At 73.9% G+C, this 21,860-nt stretch carries 20 protein-coding genes and 1 pseudogene; 13 read left to right on the top strand and 8 right to left on the bottom strand.

What is annotated here, in order from left to right:
• Positions 1–80: 80 nt before the first annotated feature.
• From ACPFP2_RS14220 to hisF, 4 genes are all read left to right on the top strand, one after another.
• Positions 81–527, top strand: a complete 447-nt coding sequence (locus ACPFP2_RS14220) for a MarR family winged helix-turn-helix transcriptional regulator (RefSeq protein ID WP_091291190.1) — start codon at positions 81–83, stop codon at positions 525–527.
• 5 nt (positions 528–532) lie between these two features.
• Positions 533–964: an organic hydroperoxide resistance protein gene (locus ACPFP2_RS14215; protein ID WP_424089756.1), complete on the top strand. Its 432-nt coding sequence runs from the start codon at positions 533–535 to the stop codon at positions 962–964.
• Positions 965–1,013: 49 nt separating this feature from the next.
• A complete protein-coding gene (locus ACPFP2_RS14210) occupies positions 1,014–2,012 on the top strand; it encodes an NADP-dependent oxidoreductase (protein WP_424089632.1) in 999 nt (332 codons plus the stop codon).
• A gap of 74 nt (positions 2,013–2,086) precedes the next feature.
• Positions 2,087–2,854 carry an imidazole glycerol phosphate synthase subunit HisF gene (gene hisF / locus ACPFP2_RS14205; protein ID WP_424089631.1) on the top strand — a complete coding sequence of 256 codons (768 nt, stop codon included), beginning with the start codon at positions 2,087–2,089 and terminating at the stop codon, positions 2,852–2,854.
• Positions 2,855–2,857: 3 nt separating this feature from the next.
• Here the strand turns inward: hisF and ACPFP2_RS14200 are convergent, their stop codons facing one another.
• Both ACPFP2_RS14200 and ACPFP2_RS14195 read right to left on the bottom strand, forming a co-directional pair.
• Positions 2,858–3,319 carry a hypothetical protein gene (locus ACPFP2_RS14200; RefSeq protein ID WP_424089630.1) on the bottom strand — a complete coding sequence of 154 codons (462 nt, stop codon included), beginning with the start codon at positions 3,317–3,319 and terminating at the stop codon, positions 2,858–2,860.
• A 38-nt stretch (positions 3,320–3,357) separates the two neighbouring features.
• The gene (locus tag ACPFP2_RS14195; RefSeq protein WP_424089629.1) at positions 3,358–4,032 is read right to left on the bottom strand and encodes a YczE/YyaS/YitT family protein; all 675 of its coding nucleotides are present in this window, start codon (positions 4,030–4,032) and stop codon (positions 3,358–3,360) included.
• Between the two features lie 58 nt (positions 4,033–4,090).
• On the opposite strand from ACPFP2_RS14195, the gene ACPFP2_RS14190 reads away from it, so the two are divergent.
• From ACPFP2_RS14190 to ACPFP2_RS14180, 3 genes are all read left to right on the top strand, one after another.
• A complete protein-coding gene (locus ACPFP2_RS14190; RefSeq protein WP_424089628.1) occupies positions 4,091–5,548 on the top strand; it encodes a PLP-dependent aminotransferase family protein in 1,458 nt (485 codons plus the stop codon).
• 120 nt (positions 5,549–5,668) lie between these two features.
• Positions 5,669–6,970 (top strand): low temperature requirement protein A, encoded by a 1,302-nt coding sequence (locus ACPFP2_RS14185; RefSeq protein WP_424089627.1) that lies wholly within the window; start codon positions 5,669–5,671, stop codon positions 6,968–6,970.
• 55 nt (positions 6,971–7,025) lie between these two features.
• Entirely contained in the window at positions 7,026–8,333 is a 1,308-nt protein-coding gene (locus ACPFP2_RS14180; protein WP_424089626.1) for a low temperature requirement protein A, read from the top strand.
• 56 nt (positions 8,334–8,389) lie between these two features.
• On the opposite strand, the gene ACPFP2_RS14175 is transcribed toward ACPFP2_RS14180, so the two are convergent.
• From ACPFP2_RS14175 to ACPFP2_RS14165, 3 genes are all read right to left on the bottom strand, one after another.
• Complete coding sequence (locus tag ACPFP2_RS14175; protein ID WP_424089625.1) at positions 8,390–10,216, bottom strand: AMP-dependent synthetase/ligase; 1,827 nt, start codon at positions 10,214–10,216, stop codon at positions 8,390–8,392.
• Positions 10,217–10,353: 137 nt separating this feature from the next.
• Positions 10,354–11,298 (bottom strand): terpene synthase family protein, encoded by a 945-nt coding sequence (locus ACPFP2_RS14170; protein WP_424089624.1) that lies wholly within the window; start codon positions 11,296–11,298, stop codon positions 10,354–10,356.
• A gap of 211 nt (positions 11,299–11,509) precedes the next feature.
• Positions 11,510–12,139, bottom strand: coding sequence for a TIGR03085 family metal-binding protein (locus tag ACPFP2_RS14165; RefSeq protein ID WP_424089623.1), 630 nt, complete (start codon positions 12,137–12,139; stop codon positions 11,510–11,512).
• A 171-nt stretch (positions 12,140–12,310) separates the two neighbouring features.
• Between ACPFP2_RS14165 and ACPFP2_RS14160 the strand changes: the two genes are divergently transcribed.
• From ACPFP2_RS14160 to ACPFP2_RS14150, 3 genes are all read left to right on the top strand, one after another.
• A complete protein-coding gene (locus tag ACPFP2_RS14160; RefSeq protein WP_424089622.1) occupies positions 12,311–14,188 on the top strand; it encodes an ABC transporter ATP-binding protein in 1,878 nt (625 codons plus the stop codon).
• A gap of 50 nt (positions 14,189–14,238) precedes the next feature.
• Positions 14,239–15,972 (top strand): ABC transporter ATP-binding protein, encoded by a 1,734-nt coding sequence (locus tag ACPFP2_RS14155; protein ID WP_424089755.1) that lies wholly within the window; start codon positions 14,239–14,241, stop codon positions 15,970–15,972.
• 493 nt (positions 15,973–16,465) lie between these two features.
• Complete coding sequence (locus ACPFP2_RS14150) at positions 16,466–17,218, top strand: DUF2470 domain-containing protein (RefSeq protein ID WP_424089621.1); 753 nt, start codon at positions 16,466–16,468, stop codon at positions 17,216–17,218.
• Positions 17,219–17,236: 18 nt separating this feature from the next.
• On the opposite strand, the gene ACPFP2_RS14145 is transcribed toward ACPFP2_RS14150, so the two are convergent.
• The 3 genes from ACPFP2_RS14145 to ACPFP2_RS14135 are packed head-to-tail and all read right to left on the bottom strand — an operon-like array spanning position 17,237 to position 19,322.
• Positions 17,237–17,833, bottom strand: a complete 597-nt coding sequence (locus tag ACPFP2_RS14145; protein WP_424089620.1) for a TetR family transcriptional regulator — start codon at positions 17,831–17,833, stop codon at positions 17,237–17,239.
• A complete protein-coding gene (locus tag ACPFP2_RS14140) occupies positions 17,830–18,585 on the bottom strand; it encodes an ABC transporter permease (RefSeq protein WP_424089619.1) in 756 nt (251 codons plus the stop codon). Before ACPFP2_RS14140 ends, ACPFP2_RS14145 begins: the two co-directional genes overlap by 4 nt.
• A complete protein-coding gene (locus tag ACPFP2_RS14135) occupies positions 18,582–19,322 on the bottom strand; it encodes an ABC transporter ATP-binding protein (RefSeq protein ID WP_424089618.1) in 741 nt (246 codons plus the stop codon). The genes ACPFP2_RS14140 and ACPFP2_RS14135 overlap by 4 nt, the downstream gene beginning before the upstream one ends.
• Positions 19,323–19,430: 108 nt before the next feature.
• Between ACPFP2_RS14135 and ACPFP2_RS14130 the strand changes: the two genes are divergently transcribed.
• The 3 genes and pseudogenes from ACPFP2_RS14130 to ACPFP2_RS14120 form a co-directional block, all read left to right on the top strand.
• Positions 19,431–19,817 carry a MerR family transcriptional regulator gene (locus ACPFP2_RS14130; RefSeq protein ID WP_424089617.1) on the top strand — a complete coding sequence of 129 codons (387 nt, stop codon included), beginning with the start codon at positions 19,431–19,433 and terminating at the stop codon, positions 19,815–19,817.
• The gene (locus ACPFP2_RS14125; protein WP_424089616.1) at positions 19,814–20,818 is read left to right on the top strand and encodes an aldo/keto reductase; all 1,005 of its coding nucleotides are present in this window, start codon (positions 19,814–19,816) and stop codon (positions 20,816–20,818) included. The genes ACPFP2_RS14130 and ACPFP2_RS14125 overlap by 4 nt, the downstream gene beginning before the upstream one ends.
• A gap of 69 nt (positions 20,819–20,887) precedes the next feature.
• Positions 20,888–21,739 (top strand): annotated as a pseudogene (locus ACPFP2_RS14120) (hypothetical protein); the annotation flags it as partial.
• Positions 21,740–21,860: the final 121 nt, after the last annotated feature.

The following is a 21,860-nucleotide window of genomic DNA, read 5'->3' as shown; positions in this document are numbered from 1 at the left end:
GTGCTGTTCCGGTTGTGGCGGCCGTCACGTCGTCGGCTGATCTATTGTGCACAACTTAATTGTGCACTACGGTTCTCGACGTGACCGATGATCTGGTGCTGCGTCGACAGGTGTGCTTCGCGCTCTACGCCGCGTCGCGCGCCCTCACCGACGTCTACCGGCCCATCCTCGACGAGTTCGGCCTGACCTACCCGCAGTACCTGGTGCTGCTGGTGCTCTGGGAGCGCGGCGACGACGCCCCCACGGTCTCCGAACTCGGCGCCGCCCTGCGGCTGGACTCCGGCACGCTCTCCCCGCTGCTCAAGCGGCTGGAGGCGGCGGGCCTGGTGGTCCGGACCCGCTCGGCGCGCGACGAGCGACGGGTGGAGGTGGGGCTCACCGCCGACGGTGTGGCCCTGCGGCAACGGATGGACGAGGTGCCGCTGCGGGTCGCCCGCGCCACCGGCCTCGGCGAGGCCGAGCTGATCGCCCTGCGCGACACCCTCACCCGGGTCACCGAGACGATCCACCGACAGAAGGAGCAGTGATCCCCGTGCAGGTGCTCTACACCGCGTCCGCGCTCGCCACCGGCGACGGCCGGGACGGCCACGTCCGTACCTCCGACGGCACCGTCGACCTGGACCTGGCCATCCCGAAGGAGATGGGTGGCGCCGGCGGCGCGGCCAACCCGGAGCAGCTCTTCGCGGCCGGCTACGCGGCCTGCTTCCACTCCGCGCTGCGCCTGGTCGCCCGCAAGGCCAGGGCGGACGTCTCCGGCTCGGTCGTCGAGGCCGAGGTGGGCATCGGGCCGAACGGCAGCGGCGGCTTCGGCCTGGCCGTCACCCTCGTGGTGGACCTGCCCGCCGTCGAGCGGACCGCCGCCGAGCAACTGGTCGAGGCGGCCCACCAGGTCTGCCCGTACTCCAACGCCACCCGGGGCAACATCGAGGTCACGCTCACCGTCCGCGAGGCCGCGTCGGCCTGAGCGACACCGCAGGGCCGTCGACACCTCGCGTACGAAAGGACGAACTCCGATGAGCACCAACCGTGAGATCCATCTGGCCTCCCGCCCGCAGGGCTGGCCGACCGCCGACAACTTCCGCCTGGTCGAGACCGAGGTGCCCACCCCCGGCCCCGGCCAGATCGTGGTGCGCAACCAGTTCATGTCGGTCGACCCGTACATGCGGGGCCGGATGAACGACGTCAAGTCCTACGTCCCGCCGTTCGCGCTCGACGCCCCGCTCGACGGCGGCGCGGTGGGCGAGGTGGTGGCGAGCGAGGCAGACGGGATCGAGCCCGGCGACACCGTGCTGCACGGGCTCGGCTGGCGCGAGTACGCGCTGCTCGACGCCAAGGCGGCCCGCAAGGTCGACCCGAGCCTCGCGCCGGTCAGCGCGTACCTCGGCGTGCTCGGCATGACCGGCCTGACCGCGTACGCCGGGCTGCTCGAGGTGGCCGGGATGAAGCCGGGGGAGACCGTCTTCGTCTCCGGCGCGGCCGGCGCGGTGGGCAGCATGGTCGGCCAGATCGCCAAGCTCTCCGGCGCCGGCCGGGTGGTCGGCAGCGCCGGCTCGCCGGCCAAGGTCGAGCGGCTGACGGCGCTCGGCTTCGACGCCGCCTTCGACTACCACGACGGCCCGGTGTACCAGCAGCTCAAGGCCGCCGCCCCGGACGGCGTCGACGTCTACTTCGACAACGTCGGCGGCGAGCACCTGGAGGCCGCCATCGGCGCGATGAAGCCGCACGGCCGGGCCGCCATCTGCGGCATGATCGCGCAGTACAACTCCACCGAGCCGCCGGCCGCCCCGCGCAACCTGGCGCTGGTCATCGGCAAGCGGCTCACCCTGCGCGGCTTCCTCGTCGGTGACCACGGCCACCTGCGCAAGCAGTTCGTCGCGGAGATGGCCGGCTGGCTGCGCGACGGCAGCATCTCGTACGACGAGACGGTCGTCGACGGCATCGAGAACGCCCCGGAGGCGTTCCTCGGCGTGCTGCGCGGCGACAACCTGGGCAAGATGCTCGTCCGGCTCTGAACCCGGACGGCGCGCGGCGGTGGCCGGCCTCACAGGCTGGTCGTCGCCGCGCGTGCGTTGGATAGGCTCACGACATGACGGTGGCGGTACGGGTGATCCCGTGTCTGGACGTGGACGCCGGTCGGGTGGTCAAGGGGGTCAACTTCCTCGACCTGCGCGACGCCGGTGACCCGGTGCAGCTGGCGGCGGCGTACGACCGCGCCGGCGCGGACGAGTTGACCTTCCTCGACGTGACCGCCTCCTCCAGCGACCGGGGCACCATGCTCGACGTGGTCCGGCGCACCGCGGAGTCGGTGTTCATCCCGCTCACCGTCGGCGGTGGCGTCCGGCAGGTCGACGACGTCGACACCCTGCTGCGCGCCGGGGCCGACAAGGTCGGCGTCAACACCGCCGCCATCGCCCGGCCGGAGCTGATCGCCGAGATCGCCGACCGGTTCGGCCGGCAGGTGCTGGTCCTCTCGCTGGACGTGCGGCGGGCCCCCGCGGGCACCACGCCGAGCGGCTTCGAGGTCACCACCCACGGCGGTCGCCGGGGCACCGGCATCGACGCGGTCGAGTGGGCCCGGCGCGGCGCCGAGCTGGGGGCGGGGGAGATCCTGCTCAACTCGATGGACGCCGACGGCACCAAGGCCGGCTTCGACCTGGCGCTGATCCAGGCGGTCCGCGCGGTGGTCGACGTGCCGGTCATCGCCAGCGGTGGCGCGGGCGCGGTGGCGCACTTCCCGCCGGCCATCGGCGCGGGCGCGGACGCGGTGCTCGCGGCCAGCGTCTTCCACTTCGGCGAGCTGACCGTCGGCGAGGTCAAGGACGCGCTGAAGGCCGCCGGCCACCCCACCCGCTGAGCCTCAGCGGCCGCTCCGGCCCTCCGGCGAGCGGCGCGGCGCCGGGATCGACCGGACCAGGTACTCCTGCACCGCGGCGGCGTGGTCGTCCTCCGGCAGGTGCCAGTCGGCGTCGCCCGGAGCGGTGTGCCGGCGCACCAGCACGCCCTGGACGGTGTCCACCGTGGTCCCCACGCCCGCGCTCGGCCTGGTCCGCCAGAGCCGCTCGCCGTCCGGGGTGATCCGGAACCAGCCGTCGCTCACGATCACCAGCCCCGCCCCGACCAGCCGGCGCACCGCCGTCTCGACGTCGTCGCGGTCCGGGATGGCCTGGTTGAGGTGGTCCGCCGTGGAGATGACGTCAGCGAGCCGGACGCCTTCCGGACGCCGCGAGTCGGCCGCCCGACGGTGCCTCCCCGCGCCGCTCGCGATCACCAGTGACACGAAGATCCATGCGTCCGTCCAGCGCCATCCGTTCTCCCCCATGCAGGAATGATGCCCGTCGGTGTCGGCGGAGAAAACACCTACTTTCCCGCTGGGGCATCGGTGCAGGTCAGGGGAGTGGGGGGTGGGAGCCGGCCGGCCACGGGTCGGGGTGCCACCGCGAAGATCGGGGTGAACACCTGCACCAGTGGCCCGATCGCGAGCGCGTACGCGACCGTGCCGAGGCCGGCGGTGCCGCCGAGCAGCGCGCCGGAGACCAGCACCAGCACCTCGATGGCGGTGCGGACCAGCCGTACCGACCAGCCGGGGCGGCGGGCGACGAGTCCGGTCATCAGGCCGTCGCGCGGGCCGGGCCCGAGGTCGGCGCCGAGGTAGAGACCGGTGGCGGCGCCGTTGGCGACGATGCCGGTGACGAGCAGGCCGATCCGGGTGGGCAGCGGCAGCCCGGTGGGGAGCAGGGCCACGGTGGCGTCCACCGCCAGGCCGATCACCACCACGTTGCTGACCGTGCCGAGCCCGGGGCGCTGCCGCAGCGGGATCCAGAGCAGCAGCACCGCCGCGCCGACCAGGATGCTCGCCGTGCCCACCGAGATGCCGGTCTGCCGGGACAGCCCCTGGTGGAAGACGTCCCACGGGTTGAGGCCGAGTCCGGAGCGGATCATCAGGGCCATGCTCACGCCGTAGAGGACCAGCCCGGTGTAGAGCTGGGTCAGGCGCCGTACCGGCCGATGCCGGAGATTGCCAATCGCTGCCACACATGCCAACCTAGGGGCCAATCCTCGCAATAGAAGAGCCAATTCCCGGGAGGTGGCCGTGACCAGCCAGGTGCGGGGCAGCCAATTGGCACGGCTTCTCGGGCAGTGGCACGCCCTGCCGGGCCGTCGCCGCAGCCCGGACTACGCCGCGCTCGCGGCCGCGGTCCGCGGCCTGCTCGCCGACGGCCGGCTCCCGCTGGGGGTACGCCTGCCCGCCGAGCGGGAACTCGCCGAGGCGCTGCGGATCAGCCGTACCACGGTCACCGCCGCCTACCGGCAGTTGCGCGAGACCGGGCACCTGGCCAGCCGGCGCGGCGCCGGGAGCTGGACGATGCTGCCCGGCACCCACCGGGTCGCCAGCACCGGGCTCTGGACCCCGCTGGACGACCGCGACATGATCGACCTCGGGGTCGCCGCGCTGGCCGCCCCGCCCCAGCTCGTCCCGGCGGCCCGGGCCGCCACCGAGGACCTGCCCCGCTACCTGGGCGGCGCCGGCTACCACCCGACCGGGATCATCGAGCTGCGCGAGGCGGTCGCCCGGTCGTACACCGAGCGGGGACTGCCCACCAGCGCCGAGCAGATCATGGTGACCAGCGGCACCCAGCACGCGCTCGACCTGGTGCTGCGACTGGCGCTGGCCCCCGGCGGCAGCGTCCTGGTCGAGTCGCCCACCTACCCCAACGCGCTGGCCGCGCTCTCCGCGCGCCGGGCCCGGATCGCCACCCACGGTCTCGCCGCCGACGGGGCCGGCTGGGACGCCGAGCTGCTGCTGGGCAGCATCCGGCAGACCCGGCCCAAGCTGGCCTACCTGATCCCCGACTTCCAGAACCCGACCGGTCACCTGATGCCCGCCGAGCTGCGCGAGCGGGCGGTCGCCACCGCCCACGCCGCCGGCACCGACCTGGTCGTCGACGAGTCGTTCGTGGACCTCCCACTGGACGGCACCGAGCTGCCCCCGCCCACCGCCGCCTTCGACCGGCACTCCCGGGTGATCTCCATCGGCGGGATGAGCAAGCCGTACTGGGGCGGGCTGCGGATCGGCTGGGTGCGGGCCTCCGCGCCGCAGGTGCAGCGGCTCGCCGCCGCCCGGGTCGGGGTCGACATGGCCAGCCCGGTGCTGGACCAGCTCGTCGCGGTGCACCTGCTCGCCGACGCCCCGACCATCGTCGCCGCCCGCCGCTGCCAGCTCGCCGCCCAGCGCGACGCCCTGCTCGGCGCGCTCGCCGAGCGCCTGCCCGACTGGCGGGTCACCGCCCCACGCGGCGGGGTCACCCTCTGGGCCGAGCTGGACGGCCCGATCTCCAGCGCGCTGGCCCGCGCCGCCGAGGAGGTCGGCGTACGGCTGGCCCCCGGCCCCCGGTTCGGCCTGGACGGGACCCTGGAGCGCTTCCTGCGGCTGCCCTTCACCCTGCCCGCGGCCGACCTGGTCGAGGCGGTGGGCCGGCTCGCCGACGTCCGGTACGACCTGGACCGGGCCGCCCGCCCGCAGTGGCGGGAGGCGACGGTCATCGCCTGACGCCCGCCGCCCGGCTGGCGAGCACGGCGCGGGCCGGAGCCCGGTCACGGACGACGCCCGGACGGGTGCCCTGCGGCCGATCCGGCCCGCCGGTGCCGGGACGGTGGGCAGACTGCCCGGGTGGGGACATCGGTCCGGAACCGGCTCATCAGCTGGGGCGGGCCCGGCACCCGGGTCACCCGGCTGGAACTCTTCTACGACCTGGTCTTCGTCTTCGCGTTCCTCAACGTCACCACGCTCACCGCGGCGGACCTGAACGCCCGGCAACTGATCGAGGCGCTGCTCGTGCTGGCGCTGCTCTGGTGGTGCTGGACCGGCTTCGCCGCGGTCGGCAACATCCTCCGTGCCGACCAGGGCGTCATGCCGCTGGTCGGATTCTCGATCATGGCGGCGATCTTCGTGCTCACCCTGACCACCGCGGTGGCCTTCCGGGACGAGCCCGGTGGGCTCTACGGCCCGTGGGTCTTCTCGCTGGCCTACCTGTCCACCTGGCTGGTCAAGGTGGTCGCGCTCTGGAGCACCGTCGGACGGGGCCGGGCGCCACGGGCGCGCTCGATGCTGCTCACCGCCCCCACCATGGGCGGCGCGGTGATCATCGTGCTCGCCGCGACGGTGCCGCAGCGGGTGGTGCCCGACTCGGCGGTGGAGAACGTCCGGATCGGGCTGTGGGTGGTGGCGCTGCTGACGGAGTACGGTGTCGCCCTCCTGCTGCCCCGCACGGGGTGGCGGCTGCGCTCGGTGGGGCACTGGGCCGAGCGGCACGCGCTGATCGTGCTGGTGGCCCTCGGCGAGTCGGTGATCGCGCTCGGCATCGGCTCGACCAGCCGCGCCGGCCGCCCGATCGCCATCCCGATCATCGCCGCTGGCGTCTTCGGCATCGCGATCATCGCGGCGCTCTGGTGGCTCTACTTCGACGTGCTGGCCTTCGCCGTCGAGCAGGTGCTGCACGGCGTGCGGGGCCGCCGACGGATCCCGATGGCCCGGGACGTCTACACCTACCTGCACCTGCCGCTGATCGTCGGGATCATCCTCTTCGCCCTCGGGCTGAAGGAGATCCTGGCCGGGGTGATCAAGGATCCCGCCTCCGCCTCCCGCGACGAACTCGCCGGGCTGGCCCTGCTGGTGCTGTACGGCGGGGTGATCCTCTACCTGGTCGCGCTGGTCGCCATCCAGCTGCGGGTGTTCCGCCGGCTCGACCGGGTGCTCACCGCGGCCGTCGTCCTGCTCGTGCTGCTCCTACCGGCGGCCTACCGGCTGCCGGTGCTGACCACGTTGAGTCTGCTCACCGTCGCCGTGGTGGTCGTGGTGCTGGTCCAGCTGCGGGCCACCGGGGAGGCCCGCCGCCGGGTGCGGGAGACGGCGATGGCCGAACAGGCCGCGTTGGAGGCGGAGGCGAACACCTGGCGCCGCCACCACTTCTGACGGGTGTGCCGCCGATCCGCGGCCGTACGGGCCGGACCGTTGCGAGACTGCCGATGTGGGCGGCGGGGGGAGGTGGAGGCGGGGGCTGCGACCCGGCGCGCCCGGCTCGCGTACCAGCCGGCTCGAGCTCTACTACGACCTGGTCTTCGTCTTCGCCTTCCTGACCGTCACCTCGGTCACCTCGGCCCGGGCGACCGTTCCCGGCCTGGTCAGCGCCCTGCTGGTGTTGTCGCTGCTCTGGTGGTGCTGGACCGGGTTCACCGCGCTCGGCAACGCCGTCCGCACCGACCAGGGCGTCCTGCCGGCCGTCGGCTTCCTCACCCTCGCCGCGACCTTCCTGCTCGCCCTGGTCATGCCCAAGGCGTTCGTCGACCGGCCCGGCGGGCTCAACGGCCCGATCGTCTTCGCCGGCTGCTACTTCCTGATCCGGGCCCTGCAACTCGCGGTCTTCGGCTGGCTGGCCCGTGGCGACCCGGCCCGGCTGCGCCGCTGGGCGCTGCTCGCGGCGCTGCCGGTGATCTCCACCGGGTTCCTGGTCGTCGCGGCGCTGGTGCCGCACCGACTCGCCGAGGGCGTCGCGCAGGGCTGGATCCGGCTGGCCCTGTGGCTCGCAGCCCTGCTCACCGAGTACATCGGCGGCGTCACGCTCGGCCGGCAGCACTGGGTGGTGGTCTCGGCCGGGCACTGGGCGGAGCGGCACGCCCTGATCGTGCTGGTCGCTCTGGGTGAGTCGATCATCGCGCTGGGGTTCGGTCCGAAGTTCGCCACCGAACTGCCGCTGACCTGGGAGGTGATGGTCGGCGCGGTGCTCGGCATCGCGGTGGCGTCGGCGCTGTGGTGGGCGTACTTCGACACCCTCGCCCTGGCGGTCGAGCAGGCGCTGCACCGCACCCGGGAGCCGGTCGCCCGGGCCCGGCTGGCCCGCGACGCCTACACCTACCTGCACCTGCCGATGATCACCGGGATCATCCTGTTCGCCCTGGGACTGAAGGACCTGCTGGCCGAGGGGGCCGATCCGGAGACCCCCACCTGGGGCCCGCCGCTGGGGGTGTACTGGGTGGCGGTGCTCTGGGGCGGGGTGGCCCTCTACCTGCTGGCCCTCGCCGCCTGCGGGCTGCGGGCGCTGCGGGTGCTCCGGTGGCCGCCGGTCGCGGGCGCGGTGCTGCTCGCCGTGCTCGCCCCGATCGGCGCCCGGATACCGGAACTGGTGGCACTGGCGGTGCTGGCGGTCGTCTGCGTCGCGACGGTCGTCACGCAGACCGTGACCGACGGCGACCTGCGCCGCGACGTCCGGCGGGTGGCCGAGGAGGAGGAACACGCCGCCGAGATCGAGCACACCCGGTGGCGGGGACGGCACCTGTGAGCCGGACGAGGGTGGCCGTGCCCCGGGGGAGGGACGGGGCACGGCCACCGGGCCGGTCAGATCTCGGCGAGGGTGCCCTCGTACATCCGGTCGATCTCGGCGGAGAAGTTGCTCTCCACACCCCGCCGCTTGATCTTGAGAGACGGGGTGATCTCGCCGTGCTCGATGGTCAGGTCGCGCGGCAGGATGGTGACCTTCTTGATCGTCTCCCACCGGTTGAGCTTCGCGTTGAGTTGCGCGACGTACTCCTCGACCATCGCCTTCGCCTCGGGGGAGGCCACGACCTCGGCGTAGTCCCGGCCCTCCAGCGGGCCGCCGGCCGTCCAGCCCTTGATCGCGTCCGGGTCCAGGGTGACCAGCATGGTGCAGTAGTTGCGGGCCTGGCCGATCACGATCGCCTGCGAGGTGTACGGGCAGATCGCCTTGAACATGCCCTCGATGTGCGACGGCGCGATGTACTTGCCGCCGGAGGTCTTGACCAGGTCCTTCTTCCGGTCGGTGATGCGCAGGTAGCCGTTGTCGTCGAGGGTGCCGATGTCGCCGGTGCGGAAGAAGCCGTCCTCGGTGAACGCGGCGGCGGTCTCCTCGGGCAGGTTGTGGTACCCGCGCATGACCGGACGGCCGCGAACCAGGATCTCGCCGTCGGTGTCGATCCGGCACTCCAGGTCGCCCATCGCCTTGCCGACCGTGCCGATGCGCAGCCCGTCCGGCGGGTTGACGAAGTTACCGGCGCTGGTCTCGGTCAGGCCGTACCCCTCGGAGATCGGCAGGTTCGCCGCGGCGAAGAAGGTGGCGATCTCCTTGCTCAGCGGCGCCGCGCCGGAGACCAGCACCCGGATCCGGCCGCCGAGCCGGTTCTGGATCTTGCTGAACACCAGCTTCTCGGCCACCGCGTACTTCAGCTTCAGCCCGGTCGGGACCGGACGCCCGGCCTGTTCCAGGGCGACCTTCTCCTTGCCGACCGCGACGGCCCAGGCGAAGATCTTCGCCTTGGCCCCGCCGGCGTCCTGCGCCGTGGTGACCGACTTGTTGTAGACCTTCTCGTAGATCCGGGGCGCGCCGCACATCAGCGTCGGCTTGATCACCGCGAGCATGTCGACCAGCTTCTCCACCCGGCCGTCGACGTAGGTGGGCAGACCGACGTGGGTGGAGCCGCAGATCAGCGTCTTGCCGAACGAGTGGGACAGCGGCAGCCAGAGGTAGTGCACGTCGTCGGCGCGCAGCAGGCTCGTCTCGGCCTGCACGACCGCCTCCCAGCACCAGCCGCCGTGCAGCAGCTCCACGCCCTTCGGGCGGCCGGTGGTGCCCGAGGTGTAGATCAGGGTGGCCAGGTGGTCCGGGCCGACCGGGGCGACCAGCCGGTCGACCAGGTCGGGATCGGCCGCCAGCGCCGTGCGGCCGCGCTCCTCCAACTCGGCCAGGGTGAGCTGGGGGACGGCCGCGGCCGGGTCGGCGGCGCCGTCGAAGAGCACCACGTGGGTCAGCGCGGGCAGGTCGGCGCCGGCGACCTTCGCCGCCTGGGCCGGGTTCTCCGCGAACAGCACCACCGAACCCGAGTCGGCGATGATGTAGGTCGCGTCCTCGGGCTCGGTGGTGGGGTAGACGGTGGTGGTCGCGCCGCCCGCGCACATGATGCCGAAGTCGGCGATCACCCAGTCCAGTCGGGTGTTCGCCAGGATCGCGACCGGGTCCTCCAGCCCGACACCCAGGCCGTGCAGGCCGGCGGCGACCGCCTTGGCCCGCTGGCCGACCTGTTCCCACGTGAGCCAGACCGGCCCGGAGTCGTCCGAGTTCGGGTGGGCGAAAGCGTGGCGGTCGGGAGTCGCGGCCACGCGCTTGAGGAACATGTCGGGGATGGAACGGTACGGTACATCGAGAGCCATCGCTGTAGCCGCCTTCAGGGGGTGGGTGACGTGACGGGGGTCACGTCGCTCTGCGGTTACCGAAGAGTATTGCCTGCACCCGGGCGTCGGCTAGCCCCCGAAGCTGTGAGCAGGCTGAGTCCCGCCAGCTGGGCGGGTCAGTCGTACCGCGTCGCCCGCAGCGACCAGTCGTAGGTGGCGCGGATCCAGGACCGGCGGGCGGCCAGGAACGGCGCGAGCGCCGGATCCCCGGCGAGGGTCGCCTCCCGGTCCAGGTAGCGGGTCAGGCCGTCGTTGAACCGGTCGGCCGCCGCGCGGAAGGCGGTGTCGTCGTCGAGGTCGTGCTGCGCCGCGATCACCGTGACCAGGTTCTGCGCGTCGGCCTCGACCCGTCGTTCCTTGCGGTGCGAGAACAGGTCGTTGCACCAGCACACCAGGTCGGCGGAGAGGTCGTCGAGGGCCAGCACCTCCGGGTCGACCCGCCGCCGGGCCGCGGGCAGTCCGTCGTACGCGAGGTCGGTGAGCGTCATGCTGGGGCGGGCGCCGCCGGTGTGCCGCCGCATCTGCACGTACTCCGCCAGGCCGGGCACCCGCCGGCGCTCCCGGTTGGCAGCCTCCCAGAGCAGGGCGAGCAGGTACTCCCGCAGTTGGCTGACCAGCCGCAGCAGCAGGGTGGGACGGTCCTGCTCGCGGACCCGCCGGCAGACGTCGTGCAGCGCCAGGCCGAGCGGTCCGGCGGTGGCCGGCGGCGGCGCGGCCGGGTCGCCGAGCCGGTCGAGCACGTCCAGCAGGACGCCGACCGTCGGGGCGAGCCGGGTCGGCTGCGCCCCGAGGCCGTCCTCGTCGCAGGCGTCGTCCATGACGAACAACCAGGTGATCAGGTCGGCGAGCAGCCTGAGCCGGTCGGTCGGCGCCTGTGGGCAGGCCCGTCCGGCGAGTTCGGCGCCGGCGGCCCGGCGCAGCCGGTGCCATCGTGCTCCGGCGTCGACCAGCCCCAGGTGGTGGGCCCAGTCGAGGCTCTGGGTGGCCACCTCGTCGGTGTCCGCGTGTCGCCGCGCGGCGAAGGGCGGCTCGTGCAGTGCCGCCACGGCCGTGCTCCGCATGGTGGCCTCCTGTCCGGCCGGCCGGGTCGGCCGACGCGCGCAGAAGGGTACGGGAAGTGGTATCGGTGAGGATCGGTGCGTACGGATGATGGGACGCGGGGAGGTGACCGATTTCGCACATGGCGCAGGCCGTTGACGGGGCGTCATCGGCCGAGCCCGTACCGTGATCGTGGCCGATCCGGGTCGTACCGGTGGGCGGCGGTGCGGCGGGTCAGAAGCCGAGGCGGGCGGTACGGAGTCGGTCGGCCGCCGCGGTGGGGCCGTCGATCTGCACCCGGGCCACCCGTTGCCGGCCGGAGAGGAAGAGCGCCAGCTCGCCCGGTGCGCCCACCAGCCGTAGCCGGTCACCGCCACGACCCACGGTCAGCTCGCCGTACCCGGGGGCCTGCACCAGCACGTCGGCCGGGAACCGGCGCAGCGCCGTACGCGCCAGCAGCCCCGCCGGCTTCCACAGCCGGGCCTGCAATCCGGCCGGCAGGTTCCGGGGCAGCCACCCCGACCGGGCCCGCCGCACGTCCTCGTGGTGGATGAAGAACTCCAGGGTGTTGGCGAGCTCGTCGGTGAGCGGGTTGCTCAGCGGGCTCCACACCGGCGGACGGCGCACCCGCCCGACCAGGTCCGCCCAGGGCAGCGCGGCGACGCGCAGGCGCACCCGTTCGCCGTACCCGCGCAGCGGCGGCAGCAGGATGCCGCCGGCGGCGTCCGGCCGGCGCTCGCGGACCACGAGGTGCGCCGCGAGGTCACGGGTCGTCCACCCCTCGTTGATCGTCGGTGCGTCCGGGCCCAGTTCCAACATGAGATCGGCGAGCGCCTCGCGCTCCGATCGGGCGTACCGCGGCATGACAGGGATGGTAGGCCCACCCGTGCGCGTCGGCGCGTCGAGCGCGCGGCACCCCTCGGATCGGACGCGACGGCACGCACGTGACGGCGGACATAGTCCGTCCGGCTCGGCGCGGCCGGCCCGGACCGGTAAGGATGGACGGATACGAGGCGGCTTACGGCGGGGGCGAGCGTGGCGAGCAGGACGAGTCGGGACGTGATCGGGCGAGGGCTGTCCGTCCTCGGCCGGGCGATCCGGGAGCAGCCACGGATCTTCGCGGTGGCGGTGACCGGCAGCGTGCTCTTCGGCCTCATGGTGATCGTCAGCGCCCGGGTCGTCGGAGCGGTCATCGGCGAGGTGGCGCTGCCGTCGATCGCCGACGGGTCCGTCGCGGTCGGCGCGCTCGCCCTGGCCGCGGCGGCGTTGTTCGGCATCAGCGTGCTGCGGGTGGTCGGCATCTTCGGCCGCCGTCTCGGCGCGGGCTACATGCAGTACCGCCTCCAGGCGGCCTACCGGCGCCGGGTCACCCGCCGTTACCTCGAACTGCCGCTGGCCTGGCACCAGCGCAACGCCACCGGGACCCTGCTGTCCAACGCCAACTCCGACGTCGAGGCGGCCTGGTACCCGATCGCCCCGCTGCCCTTCGCCGTCGGCACGCTGGTGATGCTGGTCGGCGCGATCGCCTCGCTCTTCCTCACCGACTGGGCGCTGGCCCTGGTCGGGCTGGCCGTGTTCCCGGCGCTCTTCGCGCTCAACGTGGTCTACTCCCGGCGGATGGCGCCCCGGCAGGCCCGCGCGCAGCGGCTGCGCGCCGAGGTCAGCGGCATCGCCCACGAGAGCTTCGACGGCGCGCTGGTGGTCAAGACGATGGGCCGCGAGGCCCAGGAGACCAACCGCTTCTCCGCCCGCGCCGGGGAGCTGCGCGACGCGCTGATCTCCGTCGGCCGGCTGCGCGGCGTCTTCGATCCGCTGCTGGAGACGCTGCCCAGCCTCGGCACCCTGGCCGTGCTGGTGGTCGGCACGGTCCGGCTGCGCCAGGGCGCGATCAGCGTCAGCGAGCTGGTCAGCGTCGCCTTCCTCTTCACCGTGCTGGCCTTCCCGGTGCGGGCCATCGGCTGGGTGCTGGCCGAACTGCCGCGCAGCGTCGCCGGCTGGGACCGGGTCCGCCGGGTCCTGGACGCCACCGGCGAGATGCCGTACGGCGACCGCCGGCTCGACCCGGACCCGTCGACGTCGGCCACGCTGGCCTTCCACGACGTGCACTTCGCCTACGAGCCGGCCGAGGCGCACCTGCCCGGCGCCGAGGTGCTCGGCGAGGTCTCCTTCACCGTGCCGGCCGGGAAGACGGTCGCCCTGGTCGGGCCGACGGGCGCCGGCAAGTCGACGGTCACCTCGCTGGCGGTGCGCCTGGTCGATCCGGACTCCGGCACGGTCACCCTGGACGGCGTGGACGTCCGCGACCTGAGCGCCGAGTCGCTCACCTCGACGGTCGCCCTGGTCGCCCAGGTGCCGTTCGTCTTCGACGACACCGTCCGGGCCAACATCACCCTGGACCGGCCGGGCATCGGCGACGACGACGTCTGGGCGGCGCTGCGGCTGGCCGAGGCGGACGGTTTCGTCGCCGCGCTCCCCGACGGGCTGGACACCCTGGTCGGCGAGCGGGGCACCTCGCTCTCCGGCGGGCAGCGCCAACGCCTCACCCTGGCCCGCGCGCTCGCCGGGCGGCCCCGGCTGCTGGTCCTCGACGACGCGACCAGCGCGGTCGACCCGCGGGTGGAGGCGGCCATCCTGGCCGGTCTGCGCGCCCCGACCGGCGGGCAGGGCGCCGCCGCCTCGATCCTGGTGGTCGCTTACCGCCGGGCGACCATCGCGCTCGCCGACGAGGTGATCTACCTGGAGCACGGGCGGGTGCTGGCCCGGGGCACCCACCGCGAGCTGCTCGCCACCGTCGGTGGGTACGCCGACCTGGTCACCGCGTACGAGCAGGCCGAGCGGGAACGCGAGCAGAACCGGACGTACGACGAGGTCACCCCGCTGGCCTCCGGCCTGGAGATCGAGGTGGACCGGTGACCAGTGGTGAGCCGCAGCGGCCGGAGGCCACCGAGTCCGCCTGGCGGACGATGCGCCGTGGGCTCGCGCTCTCCCCGGAGCTGCGCGTCGGTCTCGCCGGCACGGTGGCCCTGGCTCTGGTCTACATGGTGGGCCGGGTGGCCGTACCGGTGGCGGTGCAACGCGGCATCGACGACGGTCTGACCGCCGCAGGCGGCCCGGACCTCGGCGTGGTCGGTACGGTGGCGGTCGCCACCGCCGCGGTGCTGGTGGTCACCACCATCTGCGGCTACCTGATGATGCGCCGGCTGTTCACGGTCAGCGAGACCGCGCTGGCCAACGTCCGTACCCGGGCGTTCCGGCACGTGCACGACCTGTCGATGCTGCACCAGCAGTCGGAGCGGCGCGGTTCGCTGGTCTCCCGGGTCACCAGCGACGTCGACCAGATCACCCAGTTCCTCCAGTGGGGTGGCGTGATCCTGCTGGTCAACCTCGGTCAGCTCGTGGTCACCACCGCCGTCATGCTGGCGTACTCGTGGCAGCTGACGCTGGTGGTGCTCGTCGCCTTCGCCCCGGCGGTGCTGGTCATCCGGGCGCTGCAACGGCGGCTCGGCGCGGCGTACGGGGTGGTCCGGCAGCGCACCGGCACCCTGCTCGGCACCATCGCCGAGAGCGTCGTCGGGGCCCCGGTGATCCGGGCGTACGGGATCGCCGGCCGGACCTCCCGGCGGGTGGACGACGCGATCGACGCCCAGCGCACGGCGCAGCAGCGGGCCATCCGGATCAGCATCCTGGGCAGCTCCGTCGGGGAACTGGCCGCCGGGGTGGCGCTCGCCGGGGTGGTGGTGCTCGGGGTGCTCCTCGGGGTGGACGGCTCGCTGTCGGTGGGTCAGCTCACCGCGTTCCTGTTCCTGGTGACGCTCTTCATCCAGCCGGTGCAGATCGCCACCGAGGTGCTCAACGAGGCGCAGAACGCGATCGCCGGCTGGCGTCGGGTGCTCGACGTGCTCGACGTCGCGCCGGACGTGGCCGACCCGGGGGAGCAGGGGCGGGAGCTGCCGGCCGGCCCGCTGGACGTCCGGTTCGCCGGGGTGGGCTTCGCCTACCCGGGTGGTCCGCCGGTGCTGCACGACGTCACCCTGGACATCCCGGCGAAGAGCCGGGTCGCGGTGGTCGGCGAGACCGGCAGCGGCAAGACGACCTTCGCCAAGCTGCTGACCCGGCTGATGGACCCGACCGAGGGTGCGGTCCTGCTCTCCGGGGTGCCGCTGGAGCAGGTGCGGTTCTCCTCGTTGCGGTCCCGGGTGGTGATGGTGCCGCAGGACGGCTTCCTCTTCGACGCCACGGTCGGGGAGAACGTCCGCTTCGCCCGACCCGAGCTGACCGACGACCAGCTCACCGTCGCCTTCTCCGAGCTGGGGCTGGCCGACTGGCTCGACGGGCTGCCGGCCGGCCTGGACACTGCGGTGGGGGAGCGGGGCGAGGCGCTGAGCGTGGGGGAGCGGCAGCTCGTCGCGCTCGCCCGGGCGTACGTGGCCGACCCGGACCTGTTGGTGCTCGACGAGGCCACCAGCGCCGTCGACCCGGCCACCGAGGTGCGCCTGCAACGCACCCTGGACGCGGTCACCCGCGGCCGGACCACCCTGGCCATCGCGCACCGGCTCTCCACCGCCCAGGCCGCCGACGAGGTGATCGTGGTGGACCGGGGGCGGATCGTGCAGCGCGGTCCGCACGACGAGCTGGTCCGTGACCCGGATTCGGTGTACGGCCTGCTCTACGCCTCCTGGCTGGAGCAGACCCGCTGATCGGCCGGCCGGCTTCCGGCGGCGGGCGAGGCGGGCGTGCCCGGCATGTCCGACGGCGCGGGAGGGGCGCCTGGCAGTGGTGACGTTCCGTGTCGATCCGGTCCGCCCGACCATCCCTGTCCGGACGCTTTGCTCTGCACCCACCGGCGCGACAGTCACCCACGGTGGCGACTCGCCCCGTATTGCAACGGCGTGCTGGTGACGGATCGCCTGGTGGGCGCGGTGGTGCGTCCGTGGCAGCAGAGCAAAGGACGGCGGCACCCCGGATGGGTCTCCGCGCGACAGTCACTGAAAGTCATCAGCACGGTGCGTCGCTGGCCTCTGTCGAGCGATCGGCATCCGTGGAACCCGACGGAGGCCCGTGCCGGTCGCGCGGCACCGGCGTCGCCCGGTCGAGGGCCGGGAGCGGCCGGGGTGGTTCACGGTGGACGTCCCCGCTCGGTTGCTCTAGGGTGCGATTTAGGTAAGCCTAACCTGTGTTGGAGGTGCCATCGTGGGACCGAGCCCCGCCGAGATCGTCCGCACCCTGGTCGCCGGCCGGCTTCCCGGCCTCGTGCACCTCGCCCACCGCCCCGGCCCGCACCACGTCCGGCACGCCACCGACGCCGACGGTCGGGTGCTGCTGCTCGTGCCGGTGGTCAGCGACCTCGCCGCCGAGCTGGACCCGGGTACCGCCGAGGACGTCGCCGTGGTGCTGGACGTGCTGGACCTGCCCCCGGCCGCGGGCGCCCCGTCGCTCGGGCGGGCCTGGGTGTCCGGCTGGGCGGCGCCGTTGACCGGCGAGGAGGCGCGGGACGCCGCGGTCGAGTTCGCCGCCGTCGACCCGAGCGGTGACCTGCTCGACGTGGGCACCCGCTTCCGGATGCACCGCTTCGAGGTGGCCGAGGCCCGGCTGGAGAGCGCCGGCGCGGTGCGCCGGATCGACCCGACCGGGTACGCGGTCGCCACGCCGGACCCACTGCACCCCGTCGAGGCCGCGCTGCTGGCCGACCTCGCCGACCGCCACGGGCCGGAGGTCACCGCGTACCTGCGTCGACGGCTCGACCTGACTGGCGATCGGCCCCGGGTGGTGCGGCTGGACCGGTACGGCCTGGTCGTGGCGTACGGCGGTCCGGGTGACCGGCGGCGTGCCCGGCTGCCCTTCCCGCACCCGGTGGCCGATCCGGCGGAGCTGTCCCGGCTGCTGCACCCGATGCTCTGCCCCCGTGCGACGGCCGCCCGCCCGGACGTCCGGCCGGCCGGCTAGCGACGTCCGGCCGGCCGGCTAGCCCAGGTCGCCGGTGAGGTAGCGCTGCACGGTCGGGCCGAGCGCCGCCACCAGGGTCTCCGGGTCGGCGGAGGCGACCGGCTCCAGCCGGATCACGTAGCGCATCATCGCCAGGCCGATCATCTGGCTGGCCACCAGCGAGCCGCGCAGCGGCAGCTCGTCCGGCGCGACGTCCAGGTGGTCGAGGACCCGGCGCAGCACCTGGGTGACCAGGAACTCGCGCATCAGCCGGGCAGTCCACTCGTTGTTGGTCGCCGAGCGGAGCAGGGCCACGGCCGCCGCGCCGGTCGGCGAGTCCCACACCCCGAGGAACAACCGGACCAGCCGCTCGCCCACCTCGTCCGGCGTGCCGGCCAGCACGGCGGGGAGCAGCGCCGCCGGATCCACCGGGATGTCGACGGTGGCCCGGAAGAGCTGGTCCTTGCTGCCGAAGTAGTGGTGCACCAGGGCCGGGTCGACGCCCGCCGCCGTCGCGATCACCCGGATCGAGGTCGCGTCGAACCCGCGCTCGGCGAAGGCCGTGCGGGCCGCCGCGAGGATCGCCTCCCGGGTGTCCGGGTTGCCGGGACGGCGGCCGGTGCGTCGCGGTGTCATCCGTTGCGCCTGCGCAGGGTCGCCGCCGCCAGCACCAGGGCCAGCACGGCCGCGCCGCCCACGATCGCCACGTCCCGCCACATCGTGGAAGTCGGTTCGGCGTGCGCGCCGACCTCCTGGAGGGCCTCCACCGCGTACGACAGGGGGAAGGCGTCGCTGATCGCCTGGAGCCAGCCGGCCATCTCCCCGCGCGGCACGAACAGCCCGCAGAGCAGCAACTGCGGCAGCACCACCACCGGCATGAACTGCACCGCCTGGAACTCGGTGCGGGCGAAGGCGCTGCACAGCAGCCCGAGCGCGACCGCGAGCACCGCGTTCACCGCGGCGATCATGACGACCAGCCAGACGCTGCCGGCGGTCTCCAGGTCGAACAGCCAGTACGCCGCCGCCGAGGCGATGGTGGCCTGCGCCGCGCCGGCCAGGCCGAACGCGATGCCGTAGCCGAAGAGCAGGTCGAGCTTGCCCAGCGGGGTGGTGAGCAGGCGCTCCAGCGTGCCGGTGGTCCGCTCGCGCAGCATCGCGATGCTGGTCACCAGGAACATGATGATGAACGGGAAGAAGCCGAGCATCACCAGCGCCACCCGGTCGAACAGCGACGGCTGCCCGGGCGGGGCGGGCTGGTCGACGTACATGAAGTAGACCAGGGTGAGCAGCACCGTCGGCACCACCACGAGCAGTGCCACGGTGCGCCGGTCGTGCCGCAGTTGGCGCAGGATGCGCCCGGTGGTGACGGCCAGGATCCTCGCGCTCATGATTCCTCCCCGGTGGGGCGGTGCCCCGTCTCGCTCTCGCGGATCAACCGGAGGAACGCCTCCTCCAGGTCGTCGACGCCGGTGTGCGCGCGGACGGCGTCCGGGGTGTCGTCGGCGATCAGCCGGCCCTGGCGGATCAGCAGCAGCCGGTCGCAGCGGGCCGCCTCGTCCATCACGTGGCTGGAGACCAGCAGGGTCGTCCCGGCCGCCGCCATCGCGTGGAACCGGGCCCACAGGTCGGCCCGCAGCACCGGGTCCTGGCCGACCGTGGGCTCGTCGAGCACGACCAGCTCCGGCTCGCCGACCAGGGCGCAGGCCAGCGAGGCGCGGCTGCGCTGCCCGCCGGAGAGGGTGCCGACGAGCTGGGTGGCCGCACCGGCCAGCCCGACGTCGGCGACGGCCCGGTCGGCGTCGGCCGCGCGCCGGCCGTGCAGCGCGGCGAAGTAGCGGGCGTTCTCCCGCACGGTCAGGTCGGCGTAGACGCTCGGCGCCTGGGTCAGGTAGCCCACCCGGTGCCGCAGCTGCGCCGTGCCGGCGGGCACGCCGAGCACGGTGACGGTGCCGGCGGCGATCGTCTGCACCCCGACCACCGCCCGCATCAGGGTGGTCTTGCCGCTGCCGCTGGGCCCGAGCAGGCCGGTGACCGTACCGCGCGGCACCGTGCAGCTGATCCCGTCGAGGACCCGCCGCCGGCCACGGTCCACGACCAGGTCGCGGACCGCTATGGCGTCGTCCATCGCCCACCTCCCGCAAAACTCATCAACTGTTGAACTCAACGGTAGATGAGTTATCCGCCGACGCGCAACGGTTGACTTCGAGCGCACTCGAACTGGAAGCCTGGGCGCGTGGACATCAGCACTCGGGAGAGCGGCCTCTCCGTGGGCGAGGCGGCGGCCCGCGTCGGCCTGACCGCCTACACGTTGCGTTGGTACGAGCAGGAGGGCCTGGTGGCCCCGGTGGGCCGGGACTCCGCCGGCCGACGCCGGTACACCGACGCCGACCTGGACTGGCTGGTGCTGCTCACCCGGCTGCGCCGTACCGGGATGCCGGTGCGCGACATGCGCCGGTACGCCGAGCTGGCCCGGCTCGGGGACCGGACGCTGGGCGCCCGCCGGGCGCTGTTCGAGGCGCACCGGGCCCGGGTGCTGGCCCGGATGGCCGAACTGGAGGAGGACCTGAAGGTGCTCAACTACAAGATCGACATCTACCGCAAGGCCGAGGAGGGGCGATGATCCGCCGCCGGATGGGGGCCGGCGGCCCCGAGGTCTCCGCCATCGGGCTCGGCTGCATGGGCATGAGCTTCGCCTACGGGGGCCGCGACGACGCCGAGTCGACCCGTACCCTGCACCGCGCCCTCGACCTGGGTGTCGACCACCTCGACACCGCCGACATGTACGGCGCGGGCGCGAACGAGCGGCTGCTCGCCCCGGTCGTCCGGGCCCGTCGCGACGAGGTCTTCCTGGCCACCAAGTTCGGCAACCGCTTCCGGGGCGACGCCTCCGGGGGCACCGCCGCGCCGGGCGCGTACGTCGACAGCAGCGCCGCCTGGGCGCGCCAGGCCTGCGACGCCTCGCTGAGCCGGCTCGGCGTCGACACCATCGACCTGTACCACCTGCACCGGCGCGACCCGGGCACCCCGATCGAGGAGACCGTCGGGGCGATGGCCGAGCTGGTCGGCGCCGGCAAGGTACGCCTGATCGGCCTGTCGGAGGTCAGCCCGGCCACCCTGCGCGCCGCGCACGCCGTGCACCCGATCGCGGCCGTGCAGATGGAGTACTCGCTGTTCACCCGGGACGTCGAGGGCGAGATGCTGGACACCTGCCGGGAGCTGGGAGTGTCCCTGGTGGCGTACTCGCCGGTCGGCCGGGGACTGCTCACCGGGGCGATCACCGGCCGCGACCAACTCGCCGCGGACGACTGGCGCGCCCACGTGCCGCGCTTCGCCGAGGGCAACCTCGACGCCAACCTCGCGCTGGTGGCGGCGGTGCGCGAGGTGGCCGGGGAGATCGGGTGCACCCCGGCCCAGGCCGCGCTGGCCTGGCTGCTGGCCCAGGGCGAGGACGTCCTGCCCATCCCCGGCACCAAGCGGGTGCGGTACCTCCAGGAGAACGCGGCAGCCGCCGACATCCGGCTCACCGCCGCCCAGCAGGCGCGGCTGCGGCAGGCGGTGCCCGCCGGGGCGGTGGCCGGCGAAAGGTATCCGGAGGCAGGAATGCGAACGGTCGGGCACTAGCCTTCGCAGCGGACACGGGGTCCGTCAACGGGCATTGCGGCCCGATCGGGCGTACGGCACGATGGCGAAGTGGATCACGCTCCGTTGCCGGAGGGCGGTTTCCTCGACGACTGGGCGACCCGGCTGCGCGAGGCCGCCGAGCGGCCCGTCGTCGGCATCCTGCTGCGCGGCAGCCATGCCCGGCGGGGCGCCACCGTGCACAGCGACGTCGACCTCGACGTGCTCGTCGACGACCGCCGACCCGTCCCGGCCCAGGGCGGAGCGGCGCAGGGCGGAGCGGCCCAGGGCGGAGCGGCGCAGGGCGGAGCGGCGCAGGGCGGAGCGGCCCAGGGCGGAGCGGCCCAGGGCGGAGCGGCCCAGGGCGGAGCGGCCCGGAGCGGGCCCGGCCGCGCCGACACCACCCCGTACGCCGCCCGGCAGGCGTACCTCGCCGAGGTGGACGGCCGCCTGGTGCACCTCTCCGTCGCCGCCCGTGACGTGCGGTCCTGGGTCGACCGGCTCGGTGAGCCGGCCGACTGGGCGTTCGGCCTGCCGGTCGCCGCGCCGGCCCGGCTGCTCTGGGCCGAGGAGGACTGGCGGACCCGTATCGACCTGCCGGTGCTCTGCCAGCCGGCCGACCAGCCCCGGCTGGAGGAACTGGTCGCCACCCTGGGCAAGGTGGCCTCCGCCCGATCCACCGACGACCACCTCGGGGTCCGGCTGGCCGCCGCCGACCTGGCCCGGCTCTGCCCCTCCGTGCTGCGCCCGGCCAACCCGGGCGTGCGGGTCGTCTCCCGCCGGGGCGCCTTCGCCGCCGCTCTCGCGCTGCCGGTCGTCCCGGCCGGCTACCGGGACGACATGCTGCTCTGCCTCGGGCTGCGCCCCGGATCCGTCGGCCAGCTCGGGGCCGCCGCCGCCCGCCTGGTGACCGGGGTCGTCCCGCTGGTGCGCCCGTACGCCGACCGGATCGCCGAGGTCGCCGGCGCGGACCTGGCGGCAGCGCTGGTCGACGGCCGCCTGGACCGCTACGTCGCCCAGCTCGGCCGGGCCGCCCGCCGGGGCG

The organism is Micromonospora citrea (assembly GCF_049629545.1).
Taxonomy (GTDB): Bacteria; Actinomycetota; Actinomycetes; order Mycobacteriales; family Micromonosporaceae; genus Micromonospora; species Micromonospora citrea_A.
Note: the sequence above shows the minus strand (reverse complement) of the source record. Positions and strands in the feature narration are given on the sequence as shown.